The sequence below is a fragment of the Paracoccus sp. SSK6 genome (genome assembly GCF_039770665.1).
Classification (GTDB): domain Bacteria; phylum Pseudomonadota; class Alphaproteobacteria; order Rhodobacterales; family Rhodobacteraceae; genus Paracoccus.
In genome coordinates, this window is the sequence record NZ_JBDPNJ010000010.1 from 34735 (window position 1) to 49511 (window position 14777).

Genomic DNA, 14777 nt, shown 5'->3' on the forward strand with positions numbered 1-14777 from the left:
GCCATCCCAAGCGACAGAGGAGCACATCATGCACCGCTATCCCCTTACTGATTACGAAAAGCACGTCGTCCGAGAGACGCCGGAGCACGACTGGGGTGCCGAGAGACTGACCGAGGCACACGACGAAAAGCCGCTGCCGATCGACATGCCCGCCATCGATGACATCGCGCCGGCGTCTGAGGCGGTCAGCGTGGCCGTGTTCCGCGTCGTGATCGGGGCGGGGCTGCTGATCGCCCTGTTCGTCTGGGTGCTGTCATGACCGACCTGCGCACCATCATCGACGACCTGCGCGCCCGCCTGGTCGCGCTGCCCCGGATCGATAGCTCCCGCCGTATCGACATCATGGACCAGCACCGTGCTCTTGATGCTGCGGCAAAGGCTTTGGGCGAATACCTGGTCAAGACCTACGGAGCCCGGATCCAGGACAACTACAACGGCAGCGTCGTCTCCATTCTCAAGGTCAAGTCCTCCAGCACCATGGGCCTGCCCTACGCCCTGCAGAACTGGATCGCGGCGGCCGAGCGCTGCCTGGCGGAGGATCGGGCATGAAGAACAAGCTGGGCGACCTGAACAATCACCTCTTCGCTGCCCTGGAACGGCTGAACGAAGAAGGCCTGTCAGCCGAGAAGATCGAGAGCGAGGCCAGGCGTGCCGAGGCCATCGTGTCGGTGGCGGACCAGATCATCGGCAATGCTGACCTGCAGCTCAAGGCCGCGAAGCTGTTCGCGGAACACGGGCAGGCGGTCCTGCCCATGCTGCCCCAGATCGGAAAGTCGGACCAATGAAGGGCCAGGCAATCTACTACCTGCCCCAAGAACTGGCCTGGATCGAGGCGCACAGGTCGATGCCGCGCCGCGAGGCTCATGCCGAATTCTGCCGCCGCTGGGAACGCGACGACGTGTCCCTCTCGAACTATGCCGCGCTGTGCAAGCGTCACGGCTGGATGACCGGACGGACGGGACGTTTCGAAAAGGGACAGGCGGCGCACAACAAGGGCAAGCCCATGCCCTTCAACGCGAACAGCGCCGCCACCCGGTTCAAGGCGGGCCAGCGGTCTGGCAGGGCCGCGGCCCTCCACAAGCCAATCGGCACCGAACGGATCAGCAGGGATGGCTATGTCGAACGCAAGGTCAATGACGGCCTGCCCATGCAGCGTCGGTGGCGGGGCGTCCACCTGATCAGGTGGGAGGAGGCGAACGGCCCCCTGCCCCAAGGCCATGCCCTGAAGTGCCTGGACGGCGACAGGGCGAACACGGATCCGTCGAACTGGGAGGTCGTCCCCCGCTCGATGCTGCCCTTCCTGGCGGGCACCAAGGTCGGGCGCCACTATGACAGCGCGCCCGCCGCCCTCAAGCCAACCGTCATGGCCGTCGCCAAGGTCCGCCATGCCGCCAGCAAGGCACGAAAGGCGCAGGCATGATCCCCGCCGCCACCATTCCCCAGGTGCCGCAAACCCCCTGCACCTTAGAGAAAGCCTGCTGGATCCCCGGCACCGGCTTTCGCGTGATCGACGACACCGGCGCCACCTGCGCGCTGATCGACACACCGATGGAAGGCAAGGCGGCGTTCTACGCCAGAACAGATGAACACCACCCGCTGCGAAGCCTTTTCATCAACTGGAAAAGCGTGGGGGCGGCGGAGGCGGGAACGCTGCACATCACCGCGGCCGACAGCCCGGCGCCCGCACCGGTTCCGCTGCCAGGCGCAGGGGGAATGCTGGGCGCGGCCCTGATCACTGCCGCGCTGATCGCGGCCTTGCTGAAATTCGTCGCTGCTGACGAGGCCGTACGCGGGCTGGACAGCGGCAGGCCTTGAGAGGATCTCAATGACCGGCATCACCCTGACCGAACAGCAGCAGAAGCTGCTGGACATCATCAAGGCGCACATCGCCAACCATAACCGGGCGCCGACCTGTCAGCAGATGGCAGACGACATGGGCTTCACCTCCAAATCCGGCGTTCACCGCCTGCTGCTGGGTTTAGAGGAACGCGGCGCCATCCGCCGCCTGCGACACAAGCCGCGCGCGCTCCAAGTCGTCGATCGCAACAATGCCGCCGTGGCGCTATCAGCGCTGAAACAGATGTCTGCTATGACCGGCGCATTGGTGGCGAGCTACCGCTTCCTGGCCGAACTTCGCAATGACCTGCTGCACGACTTCTGCGCGGCCAACAGCGGCTTGGACCGATCGACCATGGACGCGGATGACGCCGCTTATGTTGCCGAGATCGAGGCGGTGATCGCCCAGATCGACGCTGCGCTGCCGGATGGGGTGTCCCATGACTGACCCCATCCAAGCGCAATACCTGGCGCGCATGAACCGGCTTGCCAGGCAGATCGACGAGGAACTCAACGGACGGCGCAAGCCGGGCAAGAAGCCAAAGCTGGGCTTCATCTTGCTGACGGCCGAGTTCGGCAAGATCGACGGCGGTCGGGTCAACTACATCAGCAACGGCGAACGCGCCGACATGATCGCGATGCTGCGGGAATATCTCGCGCGGGTTGACGGCCGCTATGTCGAGCCCAGCCAATCGGAGCAGCAGCAATGACGGTTTATGTCGATGACATGAAGCCTGAATGCCAAGTGCGGCTACGGCTGGCATCCGAACCCGTGGGTTGTCGCCGTCACTTTCGCGGTCCATCGGTGCAACATCGATCGGATGGAGGCGGCAGCATGAAGACCCGACAACCAATCAAGCACGGCACGTCCAATGCCTACAAGTGCGGCTGCCGCTGCACCCGATGCACCAAGGCAAACAGGGATGCTTGCCGCTCGTACCGGCGGAAGAAGGGCATCAAGGACATCGCCGAAACGGGCAATCCCTGCAAAATAAACTCTAAAGTCTACCAGAGCCAGACACAGGCAGCGGTCGCCGCAGGTGTTTCGCAGAGCACGATCAGCTGGCACCTCAACAAACACGGCAATCTTGATCGCCTTGGCGGCAAGCGCGGCAATCCGAACAACAGTCGCCGCAAGCCGGTTCAGATCGGGGAGCGGGAATGGCCCTCACGGTCAGCGTTGGAACGATACCTCGGCGTTTCGTCTGGGAGAGTTCACCGGTGGATAAAAAAAGGTCAAATGGATCTCCTGCTCGCCGCGCTGCTGCGCGCGGATGGGAAAAGAGGGACGGGGGAGACAAGCTGATGCCGATCCTGATCGATATCTGGGGCGGTGATCTGCATCAGAGGCTCATCGAATCGAAGCTGACCGACGACTGGGATGAGGTTCAGCGGGTGACCCGCGATGCCGTCGATACGGGCCTCTTGGTCAATGTCGTGCATACCGACTTCATTCCTCCAGACGCCCTTGCGGATGAAGCCCTTGAAGAGATTCTTGCTGTCGTGAGAAGTCCGAAATGACCCCACGCGACCCAATCGCCGACGCCGCCATGGTCCTGCTTAAAGCCCACATGGCAGCCAAGAAGAAGCCCGCAACAGAACGTAGCCCGCGCGAGACCGACCTGGCCTATCTGGGCCGCAACCGGCTGATCCGCATCGGCAAGGGGAAGTATCCGGGCGAGGTGGCGGAATGACCCCGCTGCAGCAGTTCATCGCCCTGCGCCCGTTCGGCGGCTTCGACATGATCATGGCCGACCCGCCCTGGCTTTACGAGCTTCGCTCGGAGAAGGGGGAGGAGAAGGCCCCACAGGCGCAATATGCCTGCATGACCTTGGACGAGATCGCCGCCCTGCCCGTCTCGGCTCTCGCGGCCGAAAACGCGGTGCTATGGCTTTGGGCCACCAACCCGCTGCTGCGCGATGCCTTCAGGATCGTCGACGCCTGGGGCTTCCAGTTCAAGACGGCCGGCCAGTGGGTCAAGACGACCAGGAACGGCAAGCTAAACTTCGGCACCGGTTATATCCTGCGTTGCGCGGGCGAACCCTTCCTCATCGCCACGCGCGGCGCGCCGAAGACCACCAAGAGCACCAGGTCCGTCATCATGGGCCGGATCCGGGAACACAGCCGAAAGCCCGAAGAAGCCTTCACCGCGGCCGAGCAGCTGATGCCGGACGCCCGCCGGATCGAGGTCTTCAGCCGACAGAAGCGCCCCGGTTGGTCGAACTGGGGCCACGAAGCCGAGAAGTTTGGAGCCGTCTGATGCACCACCCGCGAATCATAGACACGGGCGACCATGGCAGCACAATTGGCCGCGACTTCTGGGAAGTGGCGCGGGCCTATGCGGCGAAATGCAAGGCCAGGAAAGCCGCACAGGACAACAAGGATACGGAATGCCCCGCGCTGCGCTCTACGCCCGCTTCTCGACCGACCTGCAAAGCGACCGATCAGTCGATGACCAACTGTCCCTCTGCCAAGAATTCGCGGGCAAGCAGGGCCTCGACATCGTCGCCCGCTACAGCGACCGGGCGCGGTCGGGCGCAACCGTCCACGGACGCGACGGGCTATGGAGCCTTCTGGACGACGCCCGCGCCGGACGCTTCGACACGGTCGTCGTCGAGGCGCTAGACCGCCTGAGCCGCGACCAGGAGGATCTCGCCGGCATCCACAAGCGGCTGACCTTCGCGGGCATCGACATCGTGGCCGTGCATGACGGGCGCGCCGACGCCATCCAGGTGGGCATCCGGGGCCTGGTCTCGACCCTGTTCCTGACGGACCTGAAGCACAAGATCCGGCGCGGCATGACTGGTGTCGTGGCGGACGGCCGCATCGCCGGCGGCAAGGCGTATGGCTACCGGCCCGTGCCCGGCCGACCGGGCGAGCCCGAGATCAATCCGGCCGAGGCGCAGGTCGTCCAACGGATCTTCGAATCCTATGCGAACGGCACGTCCCCGCGCGACATCGCCCGCGCCCTGAACGATGACAGCATCCCTTCCCCGCGCGGCACCGGGTGGAACGCCAGCACCCTGAACGGCAACGAGGGCCGCGGTCATGGCATCCTGACCAACCCCATCTATGCGGGCGAGATCGTCTGGAACCGCGTGCGGATGGTCTGCGATCCCGACACCGGCAAGCGTGTCAGCCGTCCAAATCCCCCCTCGGAATGGCGCCGGTCCGAAGCACCGGAATTGCGAATCATCGTTCCCGCGCTATGGGAGGCTGTACAGGCCCGGAAGCAGGGAAGAATCATCGTGCGCAAAACGAAGCAATCCGATCCTCGAACACGGCGCCTGCTGACGGGCTTGGTGAAGTGCAGCCATTGCGGCGGCGGCTTGACGATGCACGATCGGCGCGGCGGCGCGATCCGTGTCACCTGCTCGACTGCGAAGGAAAGCGGCTCATGCGACAACCGCCGGCGCTACCGCCTGGACAAGATCGAGCGCGCGGTGGTCAATGCCGTGATCGCCCGCCTTCGGCAGCCGGACGCGGTCAAGTCATGGCTGGAAACCGTGCAGGCCGAGGCTCGCGACGCATCGAAGACGCGGGCGAAGGCGGAACGGGCCTTGGCCGCAGCGCAGGGCAAGCTGGACCGGCTGCAGATGAACCTGGTCGAGGGCCGCATCGATGCCGATTTTTTCGACCGTCAGGTCGGGCCGATCCGGGCCGAGGTTCATGCGGCCAAAGAACTGCTGGAGCGGGCGCCATCTGCCCAAGTTCTGACATTGCACCCGTCAGCCATGGCCGAGATGACCGAGTTGTTGACGTTATTGGCAGAGCACCTGCCGGACCTCGACCCGCGCGAAGACCGCGCGATGTTCGACGCCTTCCGGTCGCTGATCGACCGCGTCGTGATCCACGACCGCGAGGACAACCATGTCGATTGCGAGATTATTGGAACCGTGGCGCCCCTGTTGGGGGGTAAACCGGGGGTTTCGGTGGTAGCGGAGGAGGGATTTGAACCCCCGACACAAGGATTATGATTCCTCTGCTCTAACCAGCTGAGCTACTCCGCCACGGGTGGGGGCGATTTACGGGCTGGCGCGGGGGGCGTCAAGCGGTTTTCGCGGGTTTTTGCCGACGAGGTGGCGGTAATGAAAAACGCCGCCCTTGGGGGTGGGGCGGCGTTCCATTTCAAAGGGGATCGCAGGTCAGCCGCGCGCCTTGACCACCTGCAAGAGCGGCATCACCTGCGCCATGTCGGGACCATGGGCCTGGCCGGTGACGGCCTTGCGCAGGGGCATGAACAGGCCCTTGCCCTTGCGGCCGGTGGCCTCCTTCACGGCTGCGGTCCATTCGCCCCAGGTCGCGTCCGTATAGGGCGGCGGCGGCAGCAGCGGCATGGCCTGGGCGATGAAATCGGCGTCCTCGGCGTCGATCTGCGGTTCGGCGCCTTGGGCGAAGATCGTCCACCATTCCGCCAGGTCGTCCAGCCTGGTGATGTTCTGCGAGGCCACGGTCCAGAAGCGTTCGGCCAGATCGCCCGGTACGCCAAGTGCGGCGATCCGGTCGCGGACCGCGTCGAAGGGCAGCGCCTGGTTGCGTTCGCGGGTCAGCGGCCACAGATCCTCGGCGTCGAATTTCGTGGGCGAGGCACCGAATTGCGACAGATCGAACCCGTCCGCCAACTCGTCCAGCGTCATCTTCAATTCGACCGGCTGGCTGGAGCCCAGGCGCGCCATCATCGACAGCAGCGCCTCGGGGGCGACGCCTGCTTCACGCAGGTCGCGGATCGACAGGGCACCGATACGTTTCGACAGTTCCTCGCCCTTGGCGCCGCTCAGCAGGCTGTGATGGGCAAAGGCCGGGGGCGTGCCGCCAAGGGCGCGGATGATCTGGATTTGCGTCGCGGTGTTCGTCACATGGTCCGCGCCGCGCACGATATGCGTGACCGCCATGTCCACGTCATCCACCGAGGACGCGAAGGTGTAAAGCACCTGCCCGTCCGCGCGGATCAGCACCGGATCCGACACGCTGGCCGCGTCGATGGAGATGTCGCCCAGGATGCCGTCGGTCCATTCGATCCGCTCCTGGTCTAGCAGGAAACGCCAGTAGCCTTCGCGGCCTTCGCCGCGCAGGCGGTCCCTGTCGGCTTCCGACAAACCGTGGCCCGCGCGGTCATAGACCGGCGGGCGGCCCATGTTCAACTGCTTCTTGCGCTTCAGGTCCAGCTCGGTCGGGGTCTCGAAGACCTCATAGAGGCGCCCCGCGCCGCGCAGCTGGTCGGCGGCCTCGGCATAGCGGTCGAGGCGCAGCGACTGGCGTTCCTCGCGGTCCCAGTGCAGGCCCAGCCAGTCCAGGTCGCGCTTGATGCCGTCGGCATATTCTTCCTTCGACCGTTCCTGGTCGGTATCGTCCAGCCGCAGGATGAAGGTGCCCCCGGCCTTCCGCGCGATCAGGTAATTGAACAGCGCGGTCCGCAGGTTGCCGACATGGATGTGGCCCGTGGGCGAAGGGGCGAAGCGGGTGGTGGTCATGGCAGGTCTCCTGTTCGCCTTGCTCTTTCACAGACAACGATTCTTGTCCATATCAGGGCCGACATGCAGGAGAAGCGGATGACCGACTGGAAAGACCTGACCGCCCCCGACGCGGCCCGGATCGAGGCGATGGCGCATGACGCCGTGGCGGCCCTGCCCCCCGAATTCGCCCGCCATGCCCAGGACATCACCATCCATGTGGCCGAGTTCGCGCCCGAGGAGGTTCTGGACGAACTCCAGATCGACGATCCCTTTGAACTGACCGGGATTTACGACGGCGTGCCCCTGACGGAAAAGTCGGTGTCCGACCAGCCGGGCCAGCCGGACATCATCTGGCTGTATCGCCGCCCGCTGCTGGACGAATGGGCAGCGCGCGGGAACGTCACGCTGGGGGAACTGGTCGCCCATGTGGTCACGCACGAGATGGCGCACCATTTCGGCTGGTCCGACGACGACATCGCCAGCATCGACAGGTGGTGGGAATGAGTGCGCAGGCAACGGTGGGGCAAGCCCCCATCCTGACCGTCACGCTGAACCCGGCGCTGGATCTGTCCACCCATGCGGACGAGGTGCGGCCTGAATTGAAGCTGCGCTGCGACAAGCCGGTGGCCGATCCGGGCGGGGGCGGCATCAATGTCAGCCGCGCGATCCAGCACATGGGCGGGCAATCCACCGCGATGGTGGCGCTTGGCGGGGCCACGGGGACGCGGATCGCGGACATGCTGAAGGCCGACGGGCTGTCGCTGGTGCGCCTGACCGCGCCGGGCGAGACGCGGCAGTCGCTGGCCGTGACCGACCGGTCCACCGGGGGGCAATACCGTTTCGTCATGCCCGGCCCCGAATGGCACAAGGCCCATGTCGCCGACATGACCCAGGCCATCGCCGAAAACGCCCGCGCTGGGGGCTGGGTGGTCGTGTCGGGATCTAACCCGCCCGGCGTGCCCGCAGGCTTCGAGCAGATGCTGACCGTGCGGCTGAAGAACAGCGGCGCGAAGCTGCTGGTCGATACCTCGGGCGAGGCGCTGCGGGTGCTGGCGGGATCCTCGACCCCCGTCGATGTGCTGCGCATGGACAGCCACGAGGCCGAGGAACTGGCGGGCCGTCCCCTGCCCAAGCGGGAGGACAGCGCGGGTTTCGCGGCCGGCCTGGTCAAGGACGGCGCGGCGCGGTCGGTGATCGTGGCGCGGGGCGCCGACGGATCGGTCATCGCCGGGCCGGACGGCGCCTGGCACGCGGCTGCCGCGAAGGTCAAGGTGGTCAGCGCGGTCGGCGCGGGCGACAGCTTCGTCGCGGGCTTCGTGCTGGCCATGGCGCGCGACTGGCCGGTCGAGGAGGCGCTGGCGCTTGGCGCCGCCGCCGCATCCGCCGCCGTGATGACCCCCGCGACGGATCTGTGCCGGGCCGAGGACGTGGACCGATTCTATGCCGAACGGATCATCTCGAAGCTGTAGCCCCGAACGAAAAAAGCCGCCCCGGCGGGCGGCCTTTCCATGCGCCTTGCGCGGCCCTCAGGCGGCTTCGGCTTCCTCGGCCTCGGCGGCCATGCGACGCTCGCTTTCCTCGCGCGACAGCGCGACCGAGGTGCGCACGCCCTTGGACACGAATTCCATCAGGCCCTTGACCACGCGTTCGTTGGGGTCGATGCCCGCGCAGGACAGCACCTCGCGCCCGTCGCGCGACCGCGCCCAGCGGGCGATCTGTTCGGGGCCGTTGCCGTATTTCTTGTCGTCTGCAATCGCATCATCCAGCGCGGCCAGGACCACGGCTGCGAAAAGCTTGCGGGCCCGCTGGCCCTGTTCGAAATTGAAAGCCGATCCATCGACAAAATCGCGCATACCATTCGTCCATCTTCTTGGGCCGCAAAAGCGGCCTTGTGGGAGGCATCATGCCAACCCATCGTTATTGTTTCCGTTTCTCTGACGGTGCTGCTGCTTAGCCCAGAAGCACGTCGATTCGTTATTCCCTTGCCTGCATATCACCCATGCACATACTGCATGTCGTGTAAAAAACAGGTGAAATCTGCACATACCCCTTGCGATTGGTGCCGCAGCATCCGGGTTCGCGCCTTGACAACACGGCAAAGCCGATTTGGTTGCCTCGGTCCGAAGGTGTCGATATAGGGACGCCACAGCGCCGTTCAAAGCCGAACGGCAGGAATTTCCCAGATCCCGATAGGTTTCCCCAATGCCCAAGATCAACGGCAACGAAATTCGCCCCGGCAACGTGCTGGAGCATGACGGAGGCCTGTGGGCCGCCGTGAAGGTCAGCCATGTCAAGCCCGGCAAGGGCGGCGCCTTTGCCCAGGTCGAGCTGAAGAACCTCCGCGACGGCCGCAAGCTGAACGAACGCTTCCGGTCCGAGGACAAGGTCGAACAGGTCCGGCTGGAACAGAAGGACCAGCAGTTCCTGTACGAATCCGACGGCAAGCTGGTCTTCATGGACAGCGAGACCTTCGAGCAGACCGAACTGGACGCCGACCTTTTGGGCGACCGCCGCCCCTTCCTGCAGGACGGCATGACCGCCACCATCGAATATTACGGCGAGGAAGCCCTGTCGGTGTCGATCCCGCAGAAGGTCACCTGCACCGTCAGCGAAACCGAGCCGGTGGTGAAGGGCCAGACCGCCGCCAACAGCTACAAGCCCGCGATCCTGGACAACGGCGTGCGCATCATGATCCCGCCCTTCGTGGGCGAGGGTGAGAAGATCGTCGTCAACACCGAACTGTTCGAATACAGCGAACGGGCCTGATCGCCCGTCCTGCCGATCACGCGCGCCCCGGTCCGACCGGGGCGTTTTCATGCCAGCCGGACGGTTTTTCCATGACCAGCCCCATCCAGGCCACGCCCGAAGATCTGGCCCGCGCCCTGCCCCATGTCCTGGCCGCGCCCAGGGATGATGCGGCGGTGGAATGGCTGTGCTTTCGCCCCGGCTTCAACAAGCGGATCTTTCCCCACCGGCTGACCCTGACGCGGGCCGAGGGGATTCCCGGCGAACGCTGGCTGAAGGCCCCCTGGCTGAAGCTGGCGGACGGTTCGCCCGACCCGCGCATCCAGGTCTCGATCCTGCCGCGCCGGGTGATGGACGCCGTCTGGCTCGACCGCGAGACCACGCTCTATCCCGGCGACACGATGGTCTGCGACCTGGACATGAGCCACGCGAACCTGCCGGTCGGCACGCTGCTGCAGGCGGGGACGGCGGTGCTGCGGGTGTCGGATGTCTTCAACGACGCCTGCGTAAAATGGAAGATCCGCTATGGCAAGCCCGCCAAGGACTGGATCGTGGCGCCCGGCCACCCGGACCTGCGCCTGCGCGGCATCCTGTGTTCGATCGAGGCGGACGGAGAGGTCGCCTTGGGCGACCGCATCCGCAAGCTGGACTAGGTATCTTGCCTGCCGGTTCTGCGGCAGCGAGCCCGTAGGGTGGGGTTTCCCCCCACCTTTGCCGAAGGTGGTGGGGTGAACCCCCACTCTACAAGCGATCCCGCCAGTGCTGCCGATTGTCCTGGATCGGAAGTAGTCGATCCGCCCTACTCCGCCGACAGCCGCGCCGCGCCAGCCTGCATATCCGGCCCCAGCCGGTCGAACCGCACATGGGCCAGGGCATGGCCGCCTGACTGGGTGAACAGCGTGCCGACCTCTTTCCCCTCCGCGGTGATCGGGGTGCCGACCGGCGCGCTCCCCTCGATCCGCAGGCGGGTCAGGCCCTTTCGCAATTCGGTCTTGTGCTTCATGCGGGCCGTGACCTCCTGCCCGACATAGCAGCCCTTGCGGAAATCGACGCCGTGCAGGCGTTCGAACCCGGCTTCCAGGATGAAGGTCTCGTTCGGGATCAGTTCGACCAGGGTTTCGGGGATCACATGCTCCACGCGGATGGCGTCGAAATCGGTGCCGTCGTCGCCCGTCCCGCCATACAGCCGCCAGCCGAGCGCCGGATGGCGCGGATCGGCGATGGCCCCGTCCGGCGCCGGGCCGGTGCCGCGCGCCACGGTCATGTCAGTGGGCTCGATAGCGGCCTTCGAGCGCAGCTTGTACATCGCCAGCCGCCGCATCAGGTCATCCGCCAGCCGCGCATCCACGTCGATCAGCAGCGCCTCGCCATCGGGAACAATCAGGAAATCGGCCAGATACTTGCCCTGCGGCGTCAGCAGCGCGGCCCAGCAGGGGGCGCGGGTCACATCGTTGCTGACCAGGCCCTGCAGGAAGGCCAGGCGATCCTCTCCGGTGATGCGGATGATCTGGCGGGTCATTGGCTTTCTCCGAATTGCAGGGCGACAAGGCGGGCATAGGCGCCGCCTTGCGCCATCAACTGGGCATGGCTGCCTTCCTCGACAACCCTGCCCTGTTCCAGGACGACGATCTTGTCGGCGTTGCGGATGGTGGACAGCCGATGCGCGATCACCAGCGTGGTGCGCCCCTGCGACAGGGTTTCCAGCGCCGCCTGAACCAGCCTTTCGCTGGCGGTGTCCAGGGCGCTCGTCGCCTCGTCTAGCAGCAACACGGGCGCGTCGCGCAGGATGGCGCGGGCGATGCCGATGCGCTGGCGCTGCCCGCCTGACAGGGCCGATCCGCGCGGACCGGCGCGGCTGTCCAGGCCGCCGGGCATCGCGGCCACGAAATCGCTGACATGGGCCGCCTCCATCGCGCGCAGCAAGGCGGCGTCATCGGCATCGGGCCGCCCCATCAGGATATTGTCGCGCAGGGTTTCGTCGAACAGCGCGGAATCCTGCGCCACGGTGGAAAACTGGTCGCGCAGCACGCCCAGGTCGAAGTCCTGCACGGGCACGCCGCCCAGGGTGACACGGCCCCGGTCGGGGTCGGCCATGCGCGTCAGCAGGTTGAAGACCGTGGACTTGCCCGCCCCGGACGGCCCGACAAGCGCGGTGGTCCTGCCCGCCTCGGCCGAAAAGGTCAGCCCCTGCAGCACCGGCTTGCCGTCATAGGAGAGCCACACATCCTCCAGCCGGATCCCGGTGTCGGCGGGCGGCTGCGTCCGCGCGCCCGACCGGATGTGCGGCTGCGTGTCGATCACCTGATAGACCCGTTCAAGGCTGGCCGCCGCCGTCTGCCAGGTGCCCGCAAGCCCGCCAAGCCGCCGCATCGGCTGGAAGGCCAGGGCCAGCGCGGTGAAGAAGGACATGAAGTCGCCGACGCTGCGCTGGCCCTCCATCACCTCGCGCCCGCCCAGGGCCAGGACGGCGACAAAGCCGATGCCGGTCACGATATCGGTCAGGGCGGGGACCAGGCTGCCGATGGCCGCGACCTTGACCTGGGATTTCTGGATGCGGTCGGTGATGCGGGCGAAACGCTCGGTCTGGTGCGCCTCGGCCCGGTTCAGCTTGATCGAGGCGATGCCGTGCATCACCTCGTCCAGGCGGGTCGCGCGGGCGCTGGCATCGGCGCGGTTCTGGCGCACCTTGCGGCGGATATATCGCTGCACAAGGGCGGCGGGCGCAATCAGGATCGGCGCGCCGATCAGCGCGGCCGTAGTCCAAAACGGGTCGATGCTGACGGCCACCGCGAACAGCATGATCAGCGAAATCGCGTCCCGCGTCGCACTGGTGATCAGGTTCGCCCAGACGCCTTGGACGGCGATGGTATCGCCCTGGATCCGCTCGATCATCGCGCCGGGGGGGTTGGCTTGGAAGAACCGCCCGTCCAGTGTCATGATATGGGCCAAGAGGTCGCGCTGCATCGTGGTGGAGATCCCCAGCGAGATGCGCGACAGAAGCGAACGGCTGGCGATCAGCGTCGTGGCCCGCAACAGGAAGATCCCCATGATCGCGCCGCCGACCCACCAGATCGCGCCGGCCTCCTTTCCCACGAAGACCCGGTCGAACAGCGGCTTCAGCATCCAGGAGATCAGCGCCAGCGTCGATCCCTCGGCCGTCATCAGCAGGAAGGCCCCGACCATGGGAAAGCGATGGATGCGCAGATAATCGGTCCAGAACCGGCGCAGCAGGCTGGCGGCCGACGGGTGCGGGCTGCGGGGCATGATCACGGGGCGCGGCGTCTTTCCTGTCTTCGTGCTGGCCCAGCCTTAGCCCGTCCCGCCCTGCCGCCGCAAGGCAGGGGCGTTGACCTTGGCCCGCGCGGGCACTAGCGATCCTTGCAGGATGTGAAGGACAGATAACGCCATGAGCCTTGCCGCAGGTCGCCCCGTCATCGCCATTCCCGGCCCGTCCCCGGTGCCGGACCGGGTGCTTGCCGCCGCCCACCGCGCCTCTCCCGACATCTATGGCGAGGAAATGGCCGAGTTGAACCTGGCCGTGATGGCGCAACTGAAGCGGCTGGCGGGCACGCAGGCGCATCTGGCGCCCTATATCGGCAATGGCCATGCCGCGTGGGAGGCCGCGGGCGCCAATATCTTCAACGGGGGCGACCGCGCGCTGGCGCTGACCTCGGGCCATTTCGGACGGTCCTGGGCGCAGCAGATGGAGGCGATGGGCGTCGCGGTGGAACGGCTGGACTTCGGCAGCCTGCCCGCCGACCCCGACATGCTGGCCCGCCGCCTGGCCGAGGACAAGGCGGGCGCGATCAAGGCCGTGATGGTCTGCCAGATCGACACGGCGACCGGCGTGATGGCCGACATTCCGGCGCTGCGCGACGCCATGGGCGATCACCCGGCGCTGCTGGCGGTGGATGCCATCGCGTCGCTGGGCTGCGCGCCGATGATGATGGACGACTGGGGCGTCGATGTGCTGATCTCGGCCAGCCAGAAGGGGCTGATGTGCCCGCCCGGCACCTGCTTCGTCTGGTATTCCGACAAGGCCGCCGCGCGCGGGCGCACGCAACTGACCACGCCTTACTGGGATTGGCACGCCCGGGCGGGTGCCGAGGCCTTGTGGCGCTTCTGGGGCGGCACGCCGCCGGTCCAGCAGATCTTCGCCTTGGACGAGGCCTTGCGGATGATGCTGGACGAAGAGGGCCTGTTCGCCGTCTGGGCGCGTCATGCGGCGCTGGCCCGCGCGGTCTGGGCGGCAGTGGAGGCCTGGGGCGAGGGCGACACCGGCATCCGGCTGTCGGTCGAGGATCCCATGGCGCGCGCGGCCTCGGTCACGGCGATGGCGCTGCCGGGCGCGGATGCGCTGCGGGCCTGGACGGTCGCGAATTGCGGCGTGACGCTCGGCATCGGCCTGGGGGCCGAGCAGCCGGAAAACGCGCTGCGGGTGGCGCATATGGGCCATGCCAATGCGGGAATGATCCTTTCGGCGCTTGGGGCGATGCAGGCGGGCATGGTGGCGCTTGGCATCCCGCATGGGCCGGGCGGGTTGGACGCGGCGGCGCGGGTGCTGGCGGAACCGGCGTGAGGTGATCATTCGGCTTGGCGAAGGCCATCGTCTTCGCCAAGCGAGGCGGGTGACACAAGCGCCGCCGCGCCCCAAAGCCCGTTGGGTGGGGTTTTACCCCACCGTTGCCGAAGGTGGTGGGGTAAAACCCCACCCTACGGGCTGGCCAGTCTTGGAGGGGCGGC

At 66.4% G+C, this 14777-nt stretch carries 21 protein-coding genes, 1 tRNA gene and 1 pseudogene; 16 read left to right on the forward strand and 7 right to left on the reverse strand.

Translation table 11 applies throughout. The features are described 5' to 3' along the window. The first annotated feature begins 28 nt into the window (after positions 1 to 28). The 11 genes and pseudogenes from AAIL68_RS09090 to AAIL68_RS09140 all read left to right on the forward strand — a co-directional run bounded on the left by AAIL68_RS09090 (position 29) and on the right by AAIL68_RS09140 (position 4096). Positions 29 to 259: a hypothetical protein gene (locus tag AAIL68_RS09090; protein WP_347139461.1), complete on the forward strand. Its 231-nt coding sequence runs from the start codon at positions 29 to 31 to the stop codon at positions 257 to 259. Further along, entirely contained in the window at positions 256 to 549 is a 294-nt protein-coding gene (locus AAIL68_RS09095) for a hypothetical protein (RefSeq protein WP_347139462.1), read from the forward strand. The genes AAIL68_RS09090 and AAIL68_RS09095 overlap by 4 nt, the downstream gene beginning before the upstream one ends. Next, positions 546 to 785 (forward strand): hypothetical protein, encoded by a 240-nt coding sequence (locus AAIL68_RS09100; protein ID WP_347139463.1) that lies wholly within the window; start codon positions 546 to 548, stop codon positions 783 to 785. The genes AAIL68_RS09095 and AAIL68_RS09100 overlap by 4 nt, the downstream gene beginning before the upstream one ends. Further along, positions 782 to 1420 (forward strand): HNH endonuclease, encoded by a 639-nt coding sequence (locus AAIL68_RS09105; protein WP_347139464.1) that lies wholly within the window; start codon positions 782 to 784, stop codon positions 1418 to 1420. The genes AAIL68_RS09100 and AAIL68_RS09105 overlap by 4 nt, the downstream gene beginning before the upstream one ends. After that, positions 1417 to 1815 carry a hypothetical protein gene (locus AAIL68_RS09110; RefSeq protein WP_347139465.1) on the forward strand — a complete coding sequence of 133 codons (399 nt, stop codon included), beginning with the start codon at positions 1417 to 1419 and terminating at the stop codon, positions 1813 to 1815. Before AAIL68_RS09105 ends, AAIL68_RS09110 begins: the two co-directional genes overlap by 4 nt. 10 nt (positions 1816 to 1825) lie before the next feature. Next, positions 1826 to 2038 (forward strand): annotated as a pseudogene (locus AAIL68_RS09115) (repressor LexA); the annotation flags it as partial. Positions 2039 to 2276: 238 nt separating this feature from the next. Continuing rightward, positions 2277 to 2546 carry a hypothetical protein gene (locus AAIL68_RS09120; protein ID WP_347139466.1) on the forward strand — a complete coding sequence of 90 codons (270 nt, stop codon included), beginning with the start codon at positions 2277 to 2279 and terminating at the stop codon, positions 2544 to 2546. A 125-nt stretch (positions 2547 to 2671) separates the two neighbouring features. Continuing rightward, positions 2672 to 3142: a hypothetical protein gene (locus AAIL68_RS09125; protein WP_347139467.1), complete on the forward strand. Its 471-nt coding sequence runs from the start codon at positions 2672 to 2674 to the stop codon at positions 3140 to 3142. Then, positions 3142 to 3357 (forward strand): hypothetical protein, encoded by a 216-nt coding sequence (locus AAIL68_RS09130; protein WP_347139468.1) that lies wholly within the window; start codon positions 3142 to 3144, stop codon positions 3355 to 3357. The genes AAIL68_RS09125 and AAIL68_RS09130 overlap by 1 nt, the downstream gene beginning before the upstream one ends. Continuing rightward, entirely contained in the window at positions 3354 to 3530 is a 177-nt protein-coding gene (locus tag AAIL68_RS09135) for a hypothetical protein (RefSeq protein ID WP_347139469.1), read from the forward strand. The genes AAIL68_RS09130 and AAIL68_RS09135 overlap by 4 nt, the downstream gene beginning before the upstream one ends. Then, on the forward strand, positions 3527 to 4096 hold the full coding sequence (locus AAIL68_RS09140) for an MT-A70 family methyltransferase (RefSeq protein WP_347139470.1): 570 nt from the start codon (positions 3527 to 3529) through the stop codon (positions 4094 to 4096). The genes AAIL68_RS09135 and AAIL68_RS09140 overlap by 4 nt, the downstream gene beginning before the upstream one ends. A gap of 361 nt (positions 4097 to 4457) precedes the next feature. Here AAIL68_RS09140 and AAIL68_RS09145 read toward each other — a convergent pair whose 3' ends face one another. The 4 genes from AAIL68_RS09145 to gltX form a co-directional block, all read right to left on the reverse strand. Beyond that, entirely contained in the window at positions 4458 to 4886 is a 429-nt protein-coding gene (locus AAIL68_RS09145; protein WP_347139471.1) for a hypothetical protein, read from the reverse strand. A gap of 441 nt (positions 4887 to 5327) precedes the next feature. Further along, the gene (locus AAIL68_RS09150) at positions 5328 to 5507 is read right to left on the reverse strand and encodes a hypothetical protein (protein ID WP_347139472.1); all 180 of its coding nucleotides are present in this window, start codon (positions 5505 to 5507) and stop codon (positions 5328 to 5330) included. Positions 5508 to 5769: 262 nt separating this feature from the next. Further along, a tRNA-Met gene (locus AAIL68_RS09155) sits at positions 5770 to 5846 on the reverse strand. Positions 5847 to 5981: 135 nt separating this feature from the next. Continuing rightward, positions 5982 to 7307, reverse strand: a complete 1326-nt coding sequence (gltX, locus tag AAIL68_RS09160; RefSeq protein ID WP_347139473.1) for a glutamate--tRNA ligase — start codon at positions 7305 to 7307, stop codon at positions 5982 to 5984. Positions 7308 to 7385: 78 nt separating this feature from the next. Here gltX and AAIL68_RS09165 point away from each other — a divergent pair, with 78 nt between their 5' ends. Together AAIL68_RS09165 and AAIL68_RS09170 are read left to right on the forward strand one after the other, a co-directional pair. Next, positions 7386 to 7793, forward strand: a complete 408-nt coding sequence (locus AAIL68_RS09165; protein ID WP_347139474.1) for a metallopeptidase family protein — start codon at positions 7386 to 7388, stop codon at positions 7791 to 7793. Continuing rightward, the gene (locus tag AAIL68_RS09170; protein WP_347139475.1) at positions 7790 to 8758 is read left to right on the forward strand and encodes a 1-phosphofructokinase family hexose kinase; all 969 of its coding nucleotides are present in this window, start codon (positions 7790 to 7792) and stop codon (positions 8756 to 8758) included. Before AAIL68_RS09165 ends, AAIL68_RS09170 begins: the two co-directional genes overlap by 4 nt. 57 nt (positions 8759 to 8815) lie before the next feature. Here AAIL68_RS09170 and AAIL68_RS09175 read toward each other — a convergent pair whose 3' ends face one another. Next, a complete protein-coding gene (locus tag AAIL68_RS09175; protein ID WP_042251710.1) occupies positions 8816 to 9142 on the reverse strand; it encodes a DUF6280 family protein in 327 nt (108 codons plus the stop codon). 349 nt (positions 9143 to 9491) lie between these two features. Between AAIL68_RS09175 and efp the strand changes: the two genes are divergently transcribed. Further along, positions 9492 to 10055: an elongation factor P gene (gene efp, locus AAIL68_RS09180; RefSeq protein WP_347139476.1), complete on the forward strand. Its 564-nt coding sequence runs from the start codon at positions 9492 to 9494 to the stop codon at positions 10053 to 10055. A gap of 71 nt (positions 10056 to 10126) precedes the next feature. After that, positions 10127 to 10687 carry a hypothetical protein gene (locus AAIL68_RS09185; protein WP_347139477.1) on the forward strand — a complete coding sequence of 187 codons (561 nt, stop codon included), beginning with the start codon at positions 10127 to 10129 and terminating at the stop codon, positions 10685 to 10687. Between the two features lie 146 nt (positions 10688 to 10833). Here AAIL68_RS09185 and AAIL68_RS09190 read toward each other — a convergent pair whose 3' ends face one another. Continuing rightward, entirely contained in the window at positions 10834 to 11553 is a 720-nt protein-coding gene (locus AAIL68_RS09190) for a folate-binding protein (RefSeq protein WP_347139478.1), read from the reverse strand. Further along, entirely contained in the window at positions 11550 to 13298 is a 1749-nt protein-coding gene (locus tag AAIL68_RS09195; protein WP_347139479.1) for an ABC transporter ATP-binding protein, read from the reverse strand. The genes AAIL68_RS09190 and AAIL68_RS09195 overlap by 4 nt, the downstream gene beginning before the upstream one ends. A gap of 142 nt (positions 13299 to 13440) precedes the next feature. Here AAIL68_RS09195 and AAIL68_RS09200 point away from each other — a divergent pair, with 142 nt between their 5' ends. After that, positions 13441 to 14613 (forward strand): aminotransferase class V-fold PLP-dependent enzyme, encoded by a 1173-nt coding sequence (locus tag AAIL68_RS09200; protein ID WP_347139480.1) that lies wholly within the window; start codon positions 13441 to 13443, stop codon positions 14611 to 14613. Positions 14614 to 14777 lie beyond the last annotated feature (164 nt).

Coding starts and splice junctions, on each gene's coding strand:
- AAIL68_RS09090 (WP_347139461.1), top strand. CDS start 29: ATGCACCGCTATCCCCTTACTGATTACGAAAAGCACGTCGTCCGAGAG.
- AAIL68_RS09095 (WP_347139462.1), top strand. CDS start 256: ATGACCGACCTGCGCACCATCATCGACGACCTGCGCGCCCGCCTGGTC.
- AAIL68_RS09100 (WP_347139463.1), top strand. CDS start 546: ATGAAGAACAAGCTGGGCGACCTGAACAATCACCTCTTCGCTGCCCTG.
- AAIL68_RS09105 (WP_347139464.1), top strand. CDS start 782: ATGAAGGGCCAGGCAATCTACTACCTGCCCCAAGAACTGGCCTGGATC.
- AAIL68_RS09110 (WP_347139465.1), top strand. CDS start 1,417: ATGATCCCCGCCGCCACCATTCCCCAGGTGCCGCAAACCCCCTGCACC.
- AAIL68_RS09120 (WP_347139466.1), top strand. CDS start 2,277: ATGACTGACCCCATCCAAGCGCAATACCTGGCGCGCATGAACCGGCTT.
- AAIL68_RS09125 (WP_347139467.1), top strand. CDS start 2,672: ATGAAGACCCGACAACCAATCAAGCACGGCACGTCCAATGCCTACAAG.
- AAIL68_RS09130 (WP_347139468.1), top strand. CDS start 3,142: ATGCCGATCCTGATCGATATCTGGGGCGGTGATCTGCATCAGAGGCTC.
- AAIL68_RS09135 (WP_347139469.1), top strand. CDS start 3,354: ATGACCCCACGCGACCCAATCGCCGACGCCGCCATGGTCCTGCTTAAA.
- AAIL68_RS09140 (WP_347139470.1), top strand. CDS start 3,527: ATGACCCCGCTGCAGCAGTTCATCGCCCTGCGCCCGTTCGGCGGCTTC.
- AAIL68_RS09145 (WP_347139471.1), bottom strand. CDS start 4,886: ATGACCGCGGCCCTCGTTGCCGTTCAGGGTGCTGGCGTTCCACCCGGT.
- AAIL68_RS09150 (WP_347139472.1), bottom strand. CDS start 5,507: ATGAACCTCGGCCCGGATCGGCCCGACCTGACGGTCGAAAAAATCGGC.
- gltX (WP_347139473.1), bottom strand. CDS start 7,307: ATGACCACCACCCGCTTCGCCCCTTCGCCCACGGGCCACATCCATGTC.
- AAIL68_RS09165 (WP_347139474.1), top strand. CDS start 7,386: ATGACCGACTGGAAAGACCTGACCGCCCCCGACGCGGCCCGGATCGAG.
- AAIL68_RS09170 (WP_347139475.1), top strand. CDS start 7,790: ATGAGTGCGCAGGCAACGGTGGGGCAAGCCCCCATCCTGACCGTCACG.
- AAIL68_RS09175 (WP_042251710.1), bottom strand. CDS start 9,142: ATGCGCGATTTTGTCGATGGATCGGCTTTCAATTTCGAACAGGGCCAG.
- efp (WP_347139476.1), top strand. CDS start 9,492: ATGCCCAAGATCAACGGCAACGAAATTCGCCCCGGCAACGTGCTGGAG.
- AAIL68_RS09185 (WP_347139477.1), top strand. CDS start 10,127: ATGACCAGCCCCATCCAGGCCACGCCCGAAGATCTGGCCCGCGCCCTG.
- AAIL68_RS09190 (WP_347139478.1), bottom strand. CDS start 11,553: ATGACCCGCCAGATCATCCGCATCACCGGAGAGGATCGCCTGGCCTTC.
- AAIL68_RS09195 (WP_347139479.1), bottom strand. CDS start 13,298: ATGCCCCGCAGCCCGCACCCGTCGGCCGCCAGCCTGCTGCGCCGGTTC.
- AAIL68_RS09200 (WP_347139480.1), top strand. CDS start 13,441: ATGAGCCTTGCCGCAGGTCGCCCCGTCATCGCCATTCCCGGCCCGTCC.